We start from the raw sequence: 17,243 nt of genomic DNA, 5'->3' as shown, positions 1-17,243 counted from the left end.
TTTGAAGATGCAACGTTCGTACAGTTGTGGATTTATTCGCGGTATCTCAGCGTAGATCCCGCTAACATGCCGCGGGATGACGGTCTTATTAATCGGTAAATCCTATATAGCTTGTTTTTATTAAAAGGGCAATGTTACTTAGGCTTTGCTACCAAAATGAACAGTGAGACCAACCCCTATGCCATGCGCACCAAAAAAGCTGTTGGCTATAACCGTGTTTTGGTCTACTAGGTTATCTATTCCTATCGCTTTTGTAAATTTCGTTTCAATATCAATAGTGTCAAAGTGTCTATATCCAACACGCACGTCAGTATCTTCGGTAACGTGGAAAGTTCAGTCCAGCTTTTAGTTGATATGCAGGTCTGATTGATGGGCTATCAAACATCTTAATTCTGCTTAGCCCAACTCCGGCTCCGACATAAGGTGAGAAAGAAAAACGGTCATTTTTCCAGTCATGGTAAAAGTTAATCATTGCAGAGGTATTTTCGACTTCATCGTGGCAGAGGTATTTTCGACTTCATCGTGACTTAATGGAATCATATAATTACTTTTAGATTCACTATATTTTATAAAAATCAAATCATTATTTAGGCCAATATTGTTCGCTTTTACTTGAAAATGAGCGAATTCTAACTCAGCTCTATAATTGTGATCTTTAATTTGTCCAGCGTAACCGAATGCTATACTTGCAGGAAATGGTGTATGATAACTCGGCTTATATTTACTCAATTCTTGCTCAGCTGTCTGTTTATCATTCATATCATTTACCTTAGCATTAGTAGCACCTGCAGGTGTTTTTATTTTCAGTGTACCAGCATTATAAAAAAACTGGCCATAAGTACTTGCACTAATATAACGTTTTGGCTTTTCGTACCCAAAAGATTGGTGCGACAATAACAAAGCAAACGCTGCCATTGCTAATTTCTTCTTATTGATCATTACTATGCTCCTATTCAAATTAGCTAATCTAATATTAATTAATTAAAAATATCTATATATCGAAAACATAATTCCTTTTACTTTATAATCAGTATTTTCTATATTGTAATTATTAAACTTATGACCTAAAAGGAGTGTTATCTTGAGTTTATTCAATAACCTTTATAAAGGCTTGTTAAAAACTTCTTCTCGCTTTAGCGGGGGAGTGAAAAGTATTTTTTCTACTAAAAAAAAATTAGATCAGCTGCTTTTGAATGAGTTAGAAGAATTGCTAATCAGCATGGATATAGGCCATAAAACTTCTAGATTAATTATTGATAGGCTGGCAAGTACTAAATTTGAAAAGGAAGTTGAGCACGATATTATCAAAAAGCAATTGATGAACGAAATAGAAGCGATATTGAACCCAGTTGCTGAGCCACTAATTTTAGACAAAAAGCCCCATATAATAATGGTATGCGGAGTAAATGGTAATGGTAAAACCACAACTATAGGCAAGCTTGCATATCAATACACAAAGGCGGGAAAATCCGTTATGCTTGTTGCATGCGATACATTTAGAGCTGCTGCTAACGAGCAGTTGAATGTTTGGGCTGAGCGATCTGGTTGTTCTATTGTGACAGGAGAGCACGGTAGCGATTCTGCAAGTGTAGCATATAAAGCTGTAAGCCAGGCTATAAAAGATAATATTGATGTTGTTCTGATCGACACAGCAGGAAGGCTGCAGAATAACGTGAACCTTATGGAAGAATTATCAAAAATATATAGAATTATAAAAAAATTAGACAACACTGCTCCTCACAATGTGATTTTAGTTCTTGATGCAACTACAGGCCAAAATGCGTATAGCCAATTAGAGGCATTTAGTAAAATGGTAAATGTTACAGGGTTAATAATAACAAAGCTAGATGGCACTGCCAAAGGTGGAGTAGTAGTTGGGTTAGCGCAGGAATACAAGGTAAAGTTACACGCCATAGGAATTGGTGAAAGTATAGAAGATTTAAGAGTGTTTACTGGTAAGGAATTTGCTGAAGCGTTATTGAATGATTATAATTAATGAGAGAAACTCTATCATGAAAAGCGTGAATTAAATTGAGCATTTGTACTATATATTATACAATAGACGTTCCTTAAGAAGCATATCATGGACAATGCTATTATAAGAAAATACGATATTAGAGGTGTGGTAGGAAGAGATTTACAGATCAGTGATGGGTATGAGATAGGAAGAAAGTTTGGACAAACCGCAGCTAGTGTTTGCGTTGGTTATGACAGCAGAATAACTTCACCAAGTATAGAAAGAGAGCTAATTAGTGGCTTAACTTTATCCGGAGCAAATGTTATACGTATTGGACTCTGTTCCTCTCCTATGCTCTACGCTGCAACACAAATTATGCAGGCCGATCTTGGTATTATAATAACTGCCTCCCATAATCCCAGTGAATACAATGGCTTTAAGTTTTCTAGCAGCAAAAAGATTTTTTCAGATCAAGAAATAAAAGAAGTGATAAGTAGCTCAATTAAAGAGAGTACAAAAATTGGCAGCATAGTTAATACAAATATATATAGCCAATATATCAGCATATTAAAAAGTGCATTAAAAAATAACACTGAACGAAAATTAAAAATAGCATGGGATTGTGGCAATAGTCCAGCAAGTGGCATTATAAGATATATTGAAAAGATCTTGCCAGGTCATACACATATAGTAACTAACAACTCCATAGATGGTGCGTTTCCACTACATGATCCAGACCCCATAGAAGAAAAAAACCTTACTCAATTAATTGGCATTGTGAAAGAGTTTGAATGTGATCTTGGCATTGCGCTGGATGGTGATAGCGATAGAATACGCCTTATTGATAACAAGGGTAATATTGTTTCCAATGATCACTTATTTATGATTTTTGCGCGTAAAACATTAGAAGAATATCCGAAAAGCAAAGTCATTGCCAACGTAAAAATGAGTATGAAAGTGCATGATTTTGTTAGCAAATTAGGGGGCCAAGTTATCACGTGTGCTACTGGACATTCACTAATTAAGAAAAAAATGGTAGAAGAAGATGCAAAATTTGCTGGTGAATTAAGCGGGCACTTCTTCTTTTCTGAATTGGGTTTTGACGACGGATTATATTCTGCTGTTAAAGCTGTTAACATTTTACTTGAAGGACAACAGAGCATGTTTCAAGTTATTGAGGATTTACCGAAAGTATATATTACCCATGAGATCAAGATTGTAGTAAAGGAAGAGAAAAAATTTCAAATAATCGAAACAATAAAGAAAACATTGGAGAAGCAAAACATCGTGTTTTCAGACCTTGATGGAGTTAAGGTAATCTCTGATAATTATAAAGATTGGTGGTTATTAAGAGCATCAAATACGCAAAACTGTATTACAGCAAGGTGTGAGGGGGACACACCAGAAGGATTTGAGCTCATTAAAAAGGTTTTATTCTATTACATTAATGAGGCAAAGTCTTTAAATTAGGCTATTAGACATTTGCATAGCTGTTTTCAACCAAAGACACCGCTTTTTCCCTTAAATCAATACTGCTCTTCCTCATATACCTATAGCTAACCAAAAAAAGCTTTCCCGGATTAAATTTTGGTGATAATAAAAAGTAGCCCCCCTGCGAAACAACGTGAAGCAAGTTGCTGATAAAATCTGGTAAGAAATCCCCAGCCCAAAAATTATTAAAAACCATGCCGCAAATTCACAATACCCGCAATAATATTGAATCTCATGTTATATTTCTTCTGAAAATCTCTGTAAACATTTGACATAATCTTAAAAATTTTTATCTCGCGAATTTTATTTTCCACACGCATCCTGAACGATGCCAACTTTCGATTATGCTCCTTTTGCTCCTCCGTTAATGGCTTTTTACGGTATTTTTTGTACGGAATCACAACGTTTTTCTGCAGTTTTTGCCAACCTTGATAGCCAGAATCGGCATATTTTATGCTATCTTTGGCCAACAATTTTTCCTGTTTTCTTATGCGAAAATCATGCATTCGACCTCGATGTGACTTTGAAATCGACAAAATTTGCCCATTTCCCTCGATCACAATTTCGGTTTTTATTGTGGTCATTTTTTTCTTTCCGGAATAACTTTTCTTACGTTTTTTTGTGTCTTTTGGCCGCTGTATCGGTTGCTCTGTGACGTCTGCTAAAATTTTTAAAATCCTTTCTGGAGTCAGCGTTCTATCCTTTTTTATCGTAATTTTTTTGGCCAATAATGGCTCCATTTTCTTCAAAAGTCGGCAAATATTTGAGTTGTGCAAATTAAACAAAAACCCTAAAAATGGATGCGTTATGTACGTTCTGTAATAAATTAGAACACATAAAATCCTGTCTTCTAGAGTCTCAACATGCGATTTTCTTCCGTGACATTTCTTTTTCGCCTCCATTTTTTCCCACTCTGGACGCACTTTTGCCACAATTTTTTCAAATTCAGATGTTGTGAGCCCTGTCAATTGTCTAAAAACATATGGTGTTCTTGCTATTTTCACGTAACTTATTGCCATTTTACTCTTCTAAAATTTTCATTTTATACGCTTTTTAATGTTTTTCATCTGTTTTTTGCTTGTTTTGCAGGGGGTCTCTATTGTAGAAGTGGATATCAAGAAGTTCTACGATAATATTCAGCATAAATGGCTAATGAGATGTTTGAGAGAACGAATAGCTGACCCAAATTTACTGTGGTTAGTGAAGCAGTTCCTTAAGGCTGGAGTCATCGAAGCTGGACATTATGAAGCAACCACACAAGGAGCACCTCAAGGAGGAATAGTAAGCCCGGTATTAGCTAATACATACTTACACTATGTACTAGATTTATGGTTTGAAAAGAAAGTAAAACTAGAATCTAGGGGATATATGGAGCTGGTTAGGTACGCAGATGACCTTCTGGTGTGCTGTGAAAGTGAGGAAGACGCTAAAGAATTTTCTAGAGTCATTGAAACAAAGACTAGCCAAATTTGGTTTGGAAATATCTGAAAACAAAACAAGGATAGTAAAGTTTGGAAAGAAGGAATGGCAACAGGCAATAAGAGAGAAAAGAAAAACGGAAAGCTTTAATTTTCTTGGATTTACACATTACTGTGGGAGAAGTCGAAATGGTAGACTTATGATGAAGCAGAAAACTTCAAAAATAAGCCTAGCCAGAAAGATTAAAGAAATCAAAGAATGGTTGAAAGCGATTCGAAATCTTATTTGTCTCAAAGACTGGTGGCAAATACTCAAAGCTAAACTAAGAGGACACTATAACTACTTCGGGATTAGCGGAAATTATCGATGGCTCAATAAGTTTAATTGGGCAGTAATGAAACTAGCATTTAAGTGGATAAACCGACGTAGCCAGAAAAAGAGCATGAGTTGGGAACAATTTGAGCACTACACACAAGTCAATCCACTACCAAAGCCAAAAATAAATTTTTCTTTATATACATAGGAGGTATATCGTGAACGCTATTATTGTGAAGCCGTGTGCGGGAAATCTGTAAGCACGGTTCTTGTGGGGGAGTTATAGAAGTAAAACTCAACAAAGGGGGATAGGACTATAACTTCTACCGAACCCAGATTTATATATTTTGCTTCTGTAAGTGGCTTTAAAATGAGATTTTTTTCAAAATCAATTACTATAAAAACGTAGTAATCCCTTTTGCAGCAGGTCTTTAGATGCATGCGCGTTAAGTTAAGGAAAAGCCTAAACGTCATCATGTTTTTAGGAGAGTTTGCTAATGGAGGTCTTAAGTTAACGCCATTGTCCGTTCACTGTGGAAATATAATCTTTTCATTCTTGATTTATTCCAGAACAGGACCATTTGTGTGCTGATGAGCACCTTCAGGCTCAAAAGAAGAATCAGCGCCATTAAAAAGCTTCTCAACATTAAGTATAAGAAATACAGCACTATACATTATGCCAATTGTTATACTTAAATTGAAATTATAGATTACGCCATTACCTAGGTCCATTGGTATTGTTGCAATCTCTACTCTCTTTAATATAAAGTTCAGTAAACCTAATGAAAAAGTTAATGTGCTAATCATAAGATCTTTCCTACACTCAGAAGATTTATTTGGATCCTTATTGTCCAAGTACTTTTTCCATGTGTAATAATAGCTTATAGGTTCTGAGATAAACAAAAATAGAACTGTTGACGCCAATCCAAAATGACCTAACACATTCGAATTATAGCCAGCAAAAAAATGGATAATTTTTAATAGCATTAATACTTCTATGATGCTATTTGCCAAGTTAGCCGATTTACCTATAATTTTCGCTAATTGTCTTTTTTTAGGATCCTTATAATTTTCTATCAGGCTTTGCAAGGTAAATGCAGAATGGGCAATATATAGAATAGATGTTGGCAGCTTTAGAAATCGAGCAATATTCCGTGTCAGAATGATATTTGATCTATTGTTATCAATAAATTCGCAGCAAAATTGTAGTGAAATTTTGCATAGTAGAGTTGTTAAACCGGTTAATACACAGACCCATCTTCTAGCATCATATCTATAAGCATCGCGGACTACCTGCGAAAGTGTCGTTGGGTTTCCTTTTGCGCTACCTAGCATAAAATAGTTAATTAAGCGTTAATCTCTTTATTATTTTATTACAAAAACACCTTAAAGAAAAGCATTATATAGCTAATTCAGTACCGATTAATCACACCATCATCCCGCTACTTATTAGCGGCTGAAATACCGCGAATAAATCCACAACTGTACAAACATCTAGTTCTGTGGACAAAATTTAAAAAGAGAAGGAAAAAGCGGTAATTTACTGAATTAGCACAAACAAAAATTACCATGGATAAAAGAAAACAATAGGAAGCAAATTTTAGAATTCTTTAAAAGCGAAAAAGGCATACATAGCAAAAACGAAAAGAAATTAAGAGTACTCATGGAAGCAATATAGTATATGGTCCGAAGTGGCTGCCAGTGGCGGCTTTTACTGAAAATCCATGGTATACCCCTTCTCCTAATAGTCCAAATAGTGTAAGATAAGGATTCAGGATATGAGGAGTATTGAATGCCAGCAGCATATAGTTATGATTTAAGGAAAAAAGCAATGGAAGCTCTGGACGCAAGGCGAAAGCAGAGAAGTTGTGGCAAAAAGATTTAAGATAGGAGAAACAACTTTGTATGAATGGCAGGTGAGGAAGAAGGAGACGGGAGATTTTGCATCGAAAAAGCTGGGAAGTGTAGATTATAATCACAAAATTACGGACTGGAATGCTTTTGCTGAATTTGCGAAAAAACATGACTCAATCGGAAATAGCTGAACTTTGGGGCAATATCAGTCGCCAAACGATTCATCGTGCTCTCAAAAACATTGGATTTACAAGAAAAAAAAGACCTATGGATATAAAGAAAGAAATGAAGAAAAACGAGCTGAATTTTTGAAGATTATAGCAACGTAAGCTCCTGATAATCTCGTATATATTGACAAATCTGGAATAGACAACACGGAGGATTATGAGTATGGATATTGCAAAAAAGGAGAAAGATTTCATGCTCTTAAATTTGGGTCAAAAAGTCAGCGAATTAGCATGTTTGCAGCACTAAGCAAGAGAAAAATAGTGGCTCCATTGACTGTTGAAGGATACTGCAATACAGAGCTTTTTAACGCCTGGTTTGAGCAATTTTTAACTCCAATTTTATAGCCTGGGCAGACGGTAATTTTAGATAATGCGAGTTTCCATAAGTCCAAGAAAATGAGTGAGCTTGCCAAAGGAGTTGGTGCTGAAATTCTTTATCTTCCTGCGTATTCTCCTGATTTTAATGAAATTGAGCACCAATGGTTTCCTATTAAAAATAGAGCAAGGAAAAATATCCCTCTCTTTAAATCTTTCCGTCAAGCTGTCGATTCTGCCTTTTTATGAGCCATTTGGATTATTATGAGAAGGGCTATAAAATCTGGTAAAAAATCCCCAGCTCAAAAATTATTAAAAACTATGCCGCAAATTCACAATTCCAGCAATAATATTAAATCTCATGTTATATTTTTTCTGAAAATTGCGGTAGGTGTGAGTCAGCATATTTTATACTATCTAGTGGTGGTTGTTTTCTTTTTTTCCTGAGTAGCTTCTCTTACATTTTTTGTTGTCTTTCGGCCGCTGCATAGGCTGCTCCGTAACGTCTGCTAAAATTTTTAAATCCTCCTCTGGAGTCAGCGTTCTGTCTTTTGTAATGGTGTCAGACCCGTTAATTGCCTGAAAATATACTGGGTTTTTGAAACTTTTTCGTAACTTACTGCCATTTTACTCTTCTAAAATTTTCATTTTATACACTTTTTAGTGTTTTTTATCTGTTTTGCTACTTTTCGCAGGGGAAGTGGTGGAGTTTCTGAGTCAAAGGAAAAAATTGCAGCACTTTTGGAGACAGGAATAGCACATTATATTGCTGACTGAACGTAGGAAAGAGTTTCAAAAGAAACTCTTAATAGAAACTTGACGATGAATCATCATTGCCAAATTTTGGCCTGCTTCTGTTACTTAAACCAGAACGAGGACGTGGGGGCTTCTTGTGATTATTTCCTCCAGGTTTGCTGTTGAATGAGCTATTGTGATAGTTATTCCTATCATTTGCTCCATCTTTTCTTTCTTCATTATAAAGTTCACCTTCAAAGAACTCTCCTGTTACTTGATCAACACGACGTCTTGACAATTTTGGACATCCACCCTTTTCAAAATCAATAATTAGCGCCTTAAAAATATCACCTTTTTTTAGTATACTATCTATAGATTCTATATGCTCATTAGCTACTTCACTTATATGCATTTTCCCTCTTCTTCCATTGAGCAACTCAAGCTCTACAATAGATTTCTCTATATTGGCAACTTTAGCGTCAACTATAGAACCTTGCTCTAGCTCAGTTACTGAATCAATCATCATATTTTTTGCGATTTCAGCTTCAGTGCTACTCATAGCAAAAACAGAAACTTTTCCATCATCTCCTATTTCAATCTTCGCATTACTTCTTTCACATACACTACGTATATTTTTCCCTTTAGCACCTATAGCAGCAGAAATCTTGTCTTTATCTATATAAAACGATAACATTCTTGGTGCATGCTCTTTTACGTCATCACTGTGTTCTGAAATTACTGCATTCATTTTTGCCAAAATATGTAATCTACCAGCTTTTGCCTGTTCCAAGGATTTCTCAACAATTTCAAAACTTATGCCAGAAATTTTCATATCCATTTGCAGTGCTGTAATCCCTTCACTAGTTCCTGCAACTTTAAAATCCATATCACCAAGGTAATCTTCATCACCTAGTATATCAGAAAGCACCACATATTCGTCTTTCTCTTTGATAAGACCCATAGCAATTCCAGCAACTGGAGCTTTTATCGGCACGCCTGTATCCATTAGCGCAAGCGATGTTCCACAAACAGTTGCCATGGATGAAGAACCATCAGACTCAAGTATTTCAGATACTGCTCTAATTGTATAAGGAAACTCAGATTTATCTGGCAAAACAGGATGAATTGCTTTCCAAGCAAGTTTACCATGACCAATTTCTCTTCTTCCCGGTCCACGTGAAGCAGAAGTTTCTCCAACGGCAAATGAAGGGAAATTATAATGTAACATAAAATGCTCGCGTCTATCTCCTTCAATATCATCAACAATTTGTTCATCTTGTGTAGTACCAAGAGCAGTAACAACTAATGCTTGAGTGTTGCCACGAGTAAATAAAGCAGAACCATGAGCTTTAGATAAAACATTAACTTCAACTTCTATCTGGCGTATCTCATCGTGTTTACGACCATCTATTCTTACACCATCTTTACTAATTCTTTCACGCACTAAAGACCTTTCAAAGTCTTTTACTGCATGTGCAATCAGATGCTCATTTTTACCAGCTTCTTTCATAGCATTCACTATGTTATTTCTAATCGCTTCCAAAGCTTGAACTCGGTCTTGTTTTACTGTGTGTGAATATGCTTTTTCAAAATCTTTACTATATTTCTTAAGCTCCTTTGTTATGTCTGAATCATCAACAGGAACGAAACTTTCAGGTTTATTTCCAACTGTATCAGCAAACTCTTTTATAAGCTTAATAACAGGTTGAAGGTGCTCGTGACCGAATTTTATTGCGCTGAGAACATTTTCCTCAGAAAGCTCTTTTACTTCTGATTCAACCATTAAAATTGAATGCTTATCACCAGATAAAAATAAATCTAAGCTGCTTGTTCTCATTTCTTGAACAGAAGGGTTGAGTATATAGTTATTGTTCTCATCATAGCCAACCATAACTCCTGCTATAATAGACTGAAAAGGAACACTAGAAATTGCAAGAGCTGCAATAGTACCAACTAACGCAGGCACCTCTGGAGCATTTACCATATCATAAGTTAATAAGTTACATACTACACTTACTTCATCATGAAACCCTTCTGGAAATAATGGCCTTATGCTTCTATCTATTAGCCTTGAAATTAAAGTTTCTCTATCAGAAGGCTTCCCTTCTCTTTTAAAAAAGCCACCAGGGATTTTACCTGTAGCATAACTTTTTGCAATAAATTGTACATATAAAGGTAAGAAATCAATGTTTTCTTCCTTCTTTTTTCTTACAACGGTTACTAGAATAGAAGTACCACCATAATTTACAACTACTGAACCGTGAGCTTGACGTGCTATTTTTCCTGTCTCTAAAGATAAGGGACGACCACCCCACTCTATAGATTTTTTTATAATTTTAAACATATTGAATTCCTCAATTATTTTCTAATGCCTAACTTCTCTATTAATTCCTGGTAGGCTTCATTACCAAATTTACGCTTTATATAATTTAAGTGTTTGCGTCTTCTACCTATCAATATAAGTAAACCGCGCTTTGAGTTGTGGTCATGCTTATGTACTTTGAAATGCTCAGTTAAGTTACTAATCCTCTCAGTTAAAATTGCACATTGTACAAAAGATGAACCTGTATCATCTTCTTTAATTGCATATAAACCAATTAAGCTCTTTTTCTTTTCGGATGTTATCGACATCTAAAACCTCATAATAGCAAATATTAAAAACACGAATAGGTTTCACAGAACCATAAATAAAATTACAGATTGCAATAGGTACATTACCCACTATCACATAACAAATATCATAATTCTTTAAACTACACAAGTCATTTAATGTAATTTCCTGACCGTCTCTGATTTTCCTGGCTTCTTCCGCAGAAATTTCAACTTTGAACATTGATTTAAAAGCCTATTCAATGGAAATAATAATACCTGTTTTCATGAAAATTAATTATGCAGTGGAGTCGCCAGATGCAATGATACAGAAGCATGTGCTGCTATCCCTTCCATTCTTCCAATCGAGCCTAATTTTTCTGTAGTAGTTGCCTTAATGTTTACAAACTCATCATCAATTTCTAATATCTTTGACAGAACTTTTTTCATTTCTACTTTATAAGATGATATTTTTGGTCTTTCGCAAACTATGGTCACATCTAAATTGGATATACTATATCCTTTCTCTCTTGCTTTTTTAGCAGCAAAGTCAAGAAAATGAAGCGAATTGCAATCCTTCCATTCTAGTGAATTAGGAGGAAAATGCTCTCCTATATCACCACATCCAAGAGCTCCGAGTATTGCATCAACGATTGCATGTATTCCAACATCGCCATCTGAATGTGCTTCTATTGCCATATTATGTTCAATTTCTATACCGCAAATTTTTATAAAACATTTAACGTTATCTCGAGCTTTAATAAATCTGTGTATATCATATCCAGTTCCAACACGAAATTTTGGTTCTTCAAAAATAAGCTTTGCCATATTGATATCCTCTTCCCTAGTTAGCTTAAAATTGCTTTTCTCACCTTGAATAATTGCAACGTGCTTTTTGTGCTCTACCAACAGTGATGAATCATCAGTGAATTCTTTGAGTGATTTGTGACATGATAATAATTCTTTGAAATTAAAAATTTGAGGAGTTTGTATAGCTTTAAGTTTTTCTCTTGAAGTCGTAGATTTAATAAAATTATTATCTACTACTGATACAGTATCTGCAAGTTCTATTGCTGGCACTACTCCTATATGTTGATTATTAACCACGAATTCAACTAGCCTATCTATTAGATTATTTGATATAAAAGGCCTGCAGGCATCGTGTATTATTACAAACTCAGGGTTAACTGTTTGTAAGCTTTCAAGCCCCAATTTAACAGAAGCTTGCCTGCTTTTTCCTCCATACACTGAACTAAATAATTTAGTATCTATGATTGATGAGATCGCTTCTTTATAAAAATTTTCGTGTTCTTTATTAATCACTACTCTTATATAGTCTATATATTGATTAGCTAGAAATTTTTTCACTGTATGAAATAAAACAGATTTGCCTGCTAGTTTTATGTACTGTTTAGGGATTCTGGTGCTGCACCTACTTCCTACTCCCGCTGCAACTATTACTACTGCTATCTTGTATTTCTTAAGCTTAATGTTAGGTATATTCATCACTTTGAATCTATAGCATTTATGTCTATTGCAATAACAATCTGCAAAGAAGTCTATTTTAGGCTAAATTCCTGAATCGGTTAAATTGTCTGGAAATAAAATGCCATGCAAAGCAGATAACATATTAATTTGCTGATCTAAATCAGCGTACTCTGCCTCCACATTACAATATGAAATATTATTTTTGCCAGCATAAACAGATAATGAGCCATCATCTTGGTCTTTTTCATTATCCTGTAATATTACATTAAAAACTTTTTTTTCCTTTAGAGAGTTAAACCAGTCTTCAACGGTTGTATAAAGAAAATCGCCCGTTCTTATTTTTGGGCGGACTTCTGGATAAGTTTTCTTTACATTATTAGAAAGCGGTGGAAAAAAATAGCTTTCAAATGAATAGCTGAAAGAGTCGCGATTGTTATGCAGAGCAATAACATGATTTTGACCATGGAGTGAAAAGTTTAGAATTTTTTCTGCAAAATCTCTAACTGCTTTTAAAGCATCTTCGGAAAAGTCACCAAATTCTCTTAAACTACTTTCTGCACCTACATCATCAAATATGCGATTAGGGTCAAATTCATATTTTCCATCGTTTAAGTTAAACCTTACATTACGTGAAGTACCGTCTCCATGACTAATATATAGCATTCTACCACCAAATTTTTGAATAATATACTCACCAGCTTCTTTTGAAGTAATTTCATTTTGGTGTACATTAATAAAGTTAATTCCACTGATATCAGTGCTTTTAATAAAAAGCTTCACTGTAATATCGCCTAAAGACAGGTCATATTCTTCAATTGACGTTTTACACTACTATTGCGATTATGACATGATAGCAATGCAAATCCAAGAGCAATTACAATTATGGAAAATAAAATAGCTTTAGAATTAATATTTAGCACATCTACTACCTATATAAAATTCGTAAAATAATGTAACTGAAATGAGCTAAAAATACAAAGAAGAAGTTTTGCTTACCTTAATCAAAAGGTAAAAAGAATTTAAATATCTTAAAATTTATACTGCAATATCTAAAAATCTTAAACAGGCTTTTCCCTTTGTTGTGATATTATAGTACTTTCTAATCCATAGTTCGGGTTAGACATGTAGAGCTAACTTCAGTACCGATTAATAACACCGTCATCCCGCTGCTTGTTAGCGAGATCTACGCCAAGATGCCGCGAATAAATCACAGCATTCGGCAAACTTTATCTATGTTAGCTATATAATTTGCTTATTAGATTACGTCATGATCATGAGTATGGTAACTTGGACAATCAAACATTTTTCCTCCTAGCCCACTGATTAGGTAAGATTCATATTCACTATGTGGATCAGACAGTTGTATAGTGTCCAGCGTTTCTAAGCTAAAACCGCTTGTATCTGATAGTAATTCATAGCTTAAATTATCTACTCTGCTAACATTGCTTATCACTCTACCATTCTCATTAGTTATAACCAGATCATAGTCATTCCCGAGCTTCATTATCTTGATAGAGATTTTATCTTCAGGTAACACTATAAGCTTCTTTGCATCATTATCATGGATTACAAATTTACCATCTTTAAAGTAGTATTTGTCTTCCGGTAAATCACCGACCTTATACTCTGACGTATGCAGTTTGTTCCAAAACTTTAAAACAGAACCTTTGTCGTCTCCCTCTGCCTTATCATACAAAGCTTTTACGTCGTAATAATCTATGGCCACATTTGCTTTGTGTTTTCCTTCCGAATCCTGATAATAACTTTTTTGTACTTTTAAAATTGTATCTTTCAGTATTATTTGCTCTTGCTTTTCTTCCGATGGTTCTGATCTTCTTGATCTTGCTAAGCTTTGAGATGGCATTGGCTGATCAGATTGCATTCCATCTTCTCTACTCACTCCCGCTAAACCTCGCAACGAGGATGAACCACTGGAAGGCTGCACTTTACTCTCTACTTTTACTTCAGATCTTTCTTCTTGGCTATTACTACCTGACCACCAATTAGATATGCCAGTCCAAACATCACTGGCAATATCACTAGCAGCTTGTGCAACGACACCAGGAGTGCCAAAATCATTATAGTTCCAATCTGATTGATTATCTTCTGGAGCAGATTTCTCTTCTGCTTTACCAGGTCTTTGTTGTACTCTCTGCTCTTCTGGCTGAGGAGAGATGTGATCACTGCCATTAAGTTAAGAGAAAAGGATGGACTATATTAATAAATCAAGTAAAATTCCTAAACTTAAAGGAAAAATAATATGAGTAAAAAAAACAATAATCGAATTCATAAAAAATAAATTGATAAGTTTAAACTTTATAAATGATCACAAAGTATCACCAAAAGACTTTCTACGAAAAAGAAAATTGCCTTTTATTGATGTATTCATTTTGATTTTCAGAAAAAGTGTGAAATCATTACAAGTGATGCTCAATGAATTTATTCTGTACACGATGAGAGATTATACAGTTACTGCAAGTGCTTTTACCCAAGTAAGACAGAAGCTAAAGTATACTGCATTTTCAGAACTTAATGATGATGTAGTTTCCCTATATTACCAGGATCAGGAGTTTAAAACTCACCATGGTTTCAGGGTACTTGCATTTGATGCTTCTATATTAATTCTACCAAAAAGTGATGAGGTAATAGAGTAGTTTGGCTTAAGAGCAGTATGGAATGGAGTTCAGAGGTTTGAAGATTATACAAGTGCAACCTTTGAAGCTTGTTATGATGTGCTAAATAATATTGCAATAAAATCGGTGTTAAGTAGAGGTGACAGTTATGAAGTTGATTTAGCAACCGATATGCTTGAAAGCCTCAGTTCAGATGACTTACTAATCTGTGATAGAGGGTATGTATCTTATCGATTTATTGCCGAGCTTACGGAAAGGAAAATTAATTATGTAATTCGTTGTCCAAGTTCATCTTTTAGTGAAGTAAACGATATGTTTAAGCCGGGCAGTCCCTCTAGTACAATAGCAGTAGCTACTGCACCTATTAAAGTGGCAAGGCAGCTAAGAAAGCTAGGATTACCTGATGAAATGGAATTTAGGCTAGTTAAAATCATACTTTCCTCTGGTGAAATTGAAGTGCTAATTACATCATTATTAGATGAGCAGCAATTTAAGGTTGAGGAATTTGAAGAGTTATACTACTTACGTTGGGGAATAGAAACATTTTTTTCTAAACTCAAAGGAAGGTTAGGCTTAGAGAATTTTACAGGTAAAAGTGTTGAAACTATTAAGCAGGATTTTTGGTCAACCATTTTTATTAGCAACCTAGAAAGTATTATGACAGAAGATGTAGAAGAGGCATTGAATGCAGACCTAGCTGATAGTAAGCTTGAAAAAAGCATTAATAAATCTGTTTCATTTAATGCAATTAAAAACTTAGCTTTCGATATTTTTTCTACAGAATCGGACATGGATTGCGTTATGGAGCAATTATCTAAGTTATTTTTAACAAACACTTTAGTTGTAAGGAAGGGGAGGAAAGTTGATCTTCATAAGATATCTGATGTTCGTTCACTCAATTACCAAAAAAGGGCTAGAAAACACGTATTTTGAATACTACCCTACTCATTTCTGAAAGACAGTATTCCTGGAGCAACTTTTGTCAAATCTTCTGTAAAATGACTTTTAAATAAGCTATTTCTTAACTAATTTACATCTAAGAGTTTATCTACTTTAAAGTTTGCTCTATTTTGTTTTAGCATTTGCCATAACTCCTTAATCACTACAAACTTTTTTGTTCAATTTTTAGCCATTCCTTCCTTAACTTAATGGCAGTGATGTCAATAGCCCCCCTGCGAAAAGCAAAAAATAGGTGAAAAACACAAGAAAGTGTATAGAATACAAATTTTGGTGGATGTTGCTGAGCAGCCGATACAGCGGCCGAAAGACAGCAAAAAACGTAAGAAAAGTTATTCCGGAAAGAAAAAAATGACCACAATAAAAACCGAAATTGTGATCGAGGGAAATGGGCAAATTCTGTCTGTTTCAAGATCACATCGAGGTCGAATGCATGATTTTCGCATAAGAAAATAGGAAAAATTGTTGGCCAAAGATAGCATAAAATATGCCGATTCTGGCTATCAAGGTTGGCAAAAACTGCAGAAAAACGTTGTGATTCCGTACAAAAAATACCGTAAAAAGCCATTAACGGAGGAGCAAAAGGAGCATAATCGAAAGTTGGCATCGTTCAGGATGCGTGTGGAAAATAAAATTCGCGAGATAAAAATTTTTAAGATTATGTCAAATGTTTACAGAAATTTTCAGAAGAAATATAACATGAGATTCAATATTATTGCGGGTATTGTAAATTTGCGGCATGGTTTTTAATAATTTTTGGGCTGGGGATTTCTTACCTGATTTTATCAGCAACTTGCTTCACGTTGTTTCGCAGGGGGGCTTGTCTTTCCTCTTTTTCCCACTCTGGACGCACTTTTGCCACAATTTTTTCAAATTCAGATGTTGTGAGCCCTGTCAATTGTCTAAAAATATACTGGGTCTTTGAAACTTTTGCGTAACTTATTGCCATCTTCCCTCTTTTAAAGCTTTCATTTTACATGCTTTTTAGTCGTTTTCACCTACTTTCTACCTTTTCGCAGGGGATCTCTTCTTTTTAAGTGCATTCTTGTAATAAATTTATATTCCTTTTCGTCAAACTCAGCGGAAGTCCCTGTTTTTGCAATTCCCCTATCAAATAACAAAATATCCTCTTTTTCAACTTTAGCTTCATTAATCGCTCTTACCAATTCTATCTTCGCTACCTTCTTCTTGCCCTTTGCAAAATCTTATACTTGTTGGCAATTGATTCTTTAATCCCACACTTACCTTAACTTGACTGTCGTT

At 34.8% G+C, this 17,243-nt stretch carries 16 protein-coding genes and 4 pseudogenes; 7 read left to right on the top strand and 13 right to left on the bottom strand.

Annotated features, from left to right (window positions below; all coding sequences use genetic code 11):
* Positions 1-307 precede the first annotated feature (307 nt).
* Entirely contained in the window at positions 308-472 is a 165-nt protein-coding gene (locus tag AAGD89_RS07355) for a P44/Msp2 family outer membrane protein (RefSeq protein WP_410541849.1), read from the bottom strand.
* Positions 469-939, bottom strand: a complete 471-nt coding sequence (locus AAGD89_RS06320) for a hypothetical protein (protein WP_341808189.1) — start codon at positions 937-939, stop codon at positions 469-471. Before AAGD89_RS06320 ends, AAGD89_RS07355 begins: the two co-directional genes overlap by 4 nt.
* Positions 940-1,078: 139 nt before the next feature.
* Between AAGD89_RS06320 and ftsY the strand changes: the two genes are divergently transcribed.
* Positions 1,079-1,996 (top strand): signal recognition particle-docking protein FtsY, encoded by a 918-nt coding sequence (gene ftsY, locus AAGD89_RS06315; protein WP_341808940.1) that lies wholly within the window; start codon positions 1,079-1,081, stop codon positions 1,994-1,996.
* Positions 1,997-2,083: 87 nt separating this feature from the next.
* Complete coding sequence (locus tag AAGD89_RS06310; protein ID WP_341808188.1) at positions 2,084-3,427, top strand: phosphomannomutase/phosphoglucomutase; 1,344 nt, start codon at positions 2,084-2,086, stop codon at positions 3,425-3,427.
* Between the two features lie 206 nt (positions 3,428-3,633).
* On the opposite strand, the gene AAGD89_RS06305 is transcribed toward AAGD89_RS06310, so the two are convergent.
* Entirely contained in the window at positions 3,634-4,467 is an 834-nt protein-coding gene (locus AAGD89_RS06305; RefSeq protein ID WP_341808187.1) for a transposase family protein, read from the bottom strand.
* A 37-nt stretch (positions 4,468-4,504) separates the two neighbouring features.
* Here AAGD89_RS06305 and AAGD89_RS06300 point away from each other — a divergent pair, with 37 nt between their 5' ends.
* Both AAGD89_RS06300 and AAGD89_RS06295 read left to right on the top strand, forming a co-directional pair.
* Positions 4,505-4,936, top strand: a complete 432-nt coding sequence (locus tag AAGD89_RS06300; RefSeq protein ID WP_341808186.1) for a reverse transcriptase domain-containing protein — start codon at positions 4,505-4,507, stop codon at positions 4,934-4,936.
* Positions 4,923-5,390: a hypothetical protein gene (locus tag AAGD89_RS06295; RefSeq protein ID WP_341808185.1), complete on the top strand. Its 468-nt coding sequence runs from the start codon at positions 4,923-4,925 to the stop codon at positions 5,388-5,390. Before AAGD89_RS06300 ends, AAGD89_RS06295 begins: the two co-directional genes overlap by 14 nt.
* Before the next feature lie 353 nt (positions 5,391-5,743).
* Here AAGD89_RS06295 and AAGD89_RS06290 read toward each other — a convergent pair whose 3' ends face one another.
* Entirely contained in the window at positions 5,744-6,517 is a 774-nt protein-coding gene (locus AAGD89_RS06290; protein WP_341808184.1) for a hypothetical protein, read from the bottom strand.
* Between the two features lie 457 nt (positions 6,518-6,974).
* On the opposite strand from AAGD89_RS06290, the pseudogene AAGD89_RS06285 reads away from it, so the two are divergent.
* A pseudogene (locus AAGD89_RS06285) lies at positions 6,975-7,827 on the top strand (IS630 family transposase).
* Positions 7,828-8,004: 177 nt separating this feature from the next.
* On the opposite strand, the pseudogene AAGD89_RS07350 reads toward AAGD89_RS06285, so the two are convergent.
* From AAGD89_RS07350 to AAGD89_RS06250, 7 genes and pseudogenes are all read right to left on the bottom strand, one after another.
* Positions 8,005-8,139 (bottom strand): annotated as a pseudogene (locus tag AAGD89_RS07350) (IS5/IS1182 family transposase); the annotation flags it as partial.
* A 244-nt stretch (positions 8,140-8,383) separates the two neighbouring features.
* Positions 8,384-10,657 (bottom strand): polyribonucleotide nucleotidyltransferase, encoded by a 2,274-nt coding sequence (gene pnp, locus AAGD89_RS06275; protein ID WP_341808183.1) that lies wholly within the window; start codon positions 10,655-10,657, stop codon positions 8,384-8,386.
* A 14-nt stretch (positions 10,658-10,671) separates the two neighbouring features.
* Positions 10,672-10,944, bottom strand: coding sequence for a 30S ribosomal protein S15 (gene rpsO / locus AAGD89_RS06270; RefSeq protein WP_341808182.1), 273 nt, complete (start codon positions 10,942-10,944; stop codon positions 10,672-10,674).
* A 252-nt stretch (positions 10,945-11,196) separates the two neighbouring features.
* A complete protein-coding gene (locus AAGD89_RS06265) occupies positions 11,197-12,408 on the bottom strand; it encodes a bifunctional 2-C-methyl-D-erythritol 4-phosphate cytidylyltransferase/2-C-methyl-D-erythritol 2,4-cyclodiphosphate synthase (protein WP_341808181.1) in 1,212 nt (403 codons plus the stop codon).
* A 63-nt stretch (positions 12,409-12,471) separates the two neighbouring features.
* Positions 12,472-13,170 (bottom strand): hypothetical protein, encoded by a 699-nt coding sequence (locus AAGD89_RS06260; protein ID WP_341808180.1) that lies wholly within the window; start codon positions 13,168-13,170, stop codon positions 12,472-12,474.
* A gap of 475 nt (positions 13,171-13,645) precedes the next feature.
* Positions 13,646-14,308, bottom strand: a complete 663-nt coding sequence (locus AAGD89_RS06255; RefSeq protein ID WP_341808179.1) for a hypothetical protein — start codon at positions 14,306-14,308, stop codon at positions 13,646-13,648.
* Positions 14,309-14,349: 41 nt separating this feature from the next.
* Entirely contained in the window at positions 14,350-14,580 is a 231-nt protein-coding gene (locus AAGD89_RS06250) for a hypothetical protein (protein WP_341808178.1), read from the bottom strand.
* Between the two features lie 89 nt (positions 14,581-14,669).
* Between AAGD89_RS06250 and AAGD89_RS06245 the strand changes: the two are divergent.
* Both AAGD89_RS06245 and AAGD89_RS06240 read left to right on the top strand, forming a co-directional pair.
* Positions 14,670-15,956, top strand: a pseudogene (locus tag AAGD89_RS06245) (IS4 family transposase).
* 285 nt (positions 15,957-16,241) lie between these two features.
* A pseudogene (locus AAGD89_RS06240) lies at positions 16,242-16,730 on the top strand (transposase family protein); the annotation flags it as partial.
* 22 nt (positions 16,731-16,752) lie between these two features.
* Here AAGD89_RS06240 and AAGD89_RS06235 read toward each other — a convergent pair.
* Together AAGD89_RS06235 and AAGD89_RS06230 are read right to left on the bottom strand one after the other, a co-directional pair.
* Positions 16,753-16,929, bottom strand: a complete 177-nt coding sequence (locus AAGD89_RS06235; RefSeq protein ID WP_341808177.1) for a hypothetical protein — start codon at positions 16,927-16,929, stop codon at positions 16,753-16,755.
* Between the two features lie 49 nt (positions 16,930-16,978).
* Complete coding sequence (locus tag AAGD89_RS06230; RefSeq protein WP_341808176.1) at positions 16,979-17,146, bottom strand: hypothetical protein; 168 nt, start codon at positions 17,144-17,146, stop codon at positions 16,979-16,981.
* Between the last annotated feature and the right edge of the window lie 97 nt (positions 17,147-17,243).

The organism is Wolbachia endosymbiont (group E) of Neria commutata, assembly GCF_964026735.1.
In the GTDB taxonomy this organism is placed as follows: Bacteria; Pseudomonadota; Alphaproteobacteria; order Rickettsiales; family Anaplasmataceae; genus Wolbachia.
Note: the sequence above shows the minus strand (reverse complement) of the source record. Positions and strands in the feature narration are given on the sequence as shown.

Coding starts and splice junctions, on each gene's coding strand:
- AAGD89_RS06310 (WP_341808188.1), top strand. CDS start 2,084: ATGGACAATGCTATTATAAGAAAATACGATATTAGAGGTGTGGTAGGA.
- AAGD89_RS06235 (WP_341808177.1), bottom strand. CDS start 16,929: ATGGCAATAAGTTACGCAAAAGTTTCAAAGACCCAGTATATTTTTAGA.
- AAGD89_RS06320 (WP_341808189.1), bottom strand. CDS start 939: ATGATCAATAAGAAGAAATTAGCAATGGCAGCGTTTGCTTTGTTATTG.
- AAGD89_RS06305 (WP_341808187.1), bottom strand. CDS start 4,467: ATGGCAATAAGTTACGTGAAAATAGCAAGAACACCATATGTTTTTAGA.
- AAGD89_RS06300 (WP_341808186.1), top strand. CDS start 4,505: ATGTTTTTCATCTGTTTTTTGCTTGTTTTGCAGGGGGTCTCTATTGTA.
- AAGD89_RS06250 (WP_341808178.1), bottom strand. CDS start 14,580: ATGGCAGTGATCACATCTCTCCTCAGCCAGAAGAGCAGAGAGTACAAC.
- pnp (WP_341808183.1), bottom strand. CDS start 10,657: ATGTTTAAAATTATAAAAAAATCTATAGAGTGGGGTGGTCGTCCCTTA.
- AAGD89_RS06265 (WP_341808181.1), bottom strand. CDS start 12,408: ATGAATATACCTAACATTAAGCTTAAGAAATACAAGATAGCAGTAGTA.
- AAGD89_RS07355 (WP_410541849.1), bottom strand. CDS start 472: ATGATTAACTTTTACCATGACTGGAAAAATGACCGTTTTTCTTTCTCA.
- AAGD89_RS06290 (WP_341808184.1), bottom strand. CDS start 6,517: ATGCTAGGTAGCGCAAAAGGAAACCCAACGACACTTTCGCAGGTAGTC.
- rpsO (WP_341808182.1), bottom strand. CDS start 10,944: ATGTCGATAACATCCGAAAAGAAAAAGAGCTTAATTGGTTTATATGCA.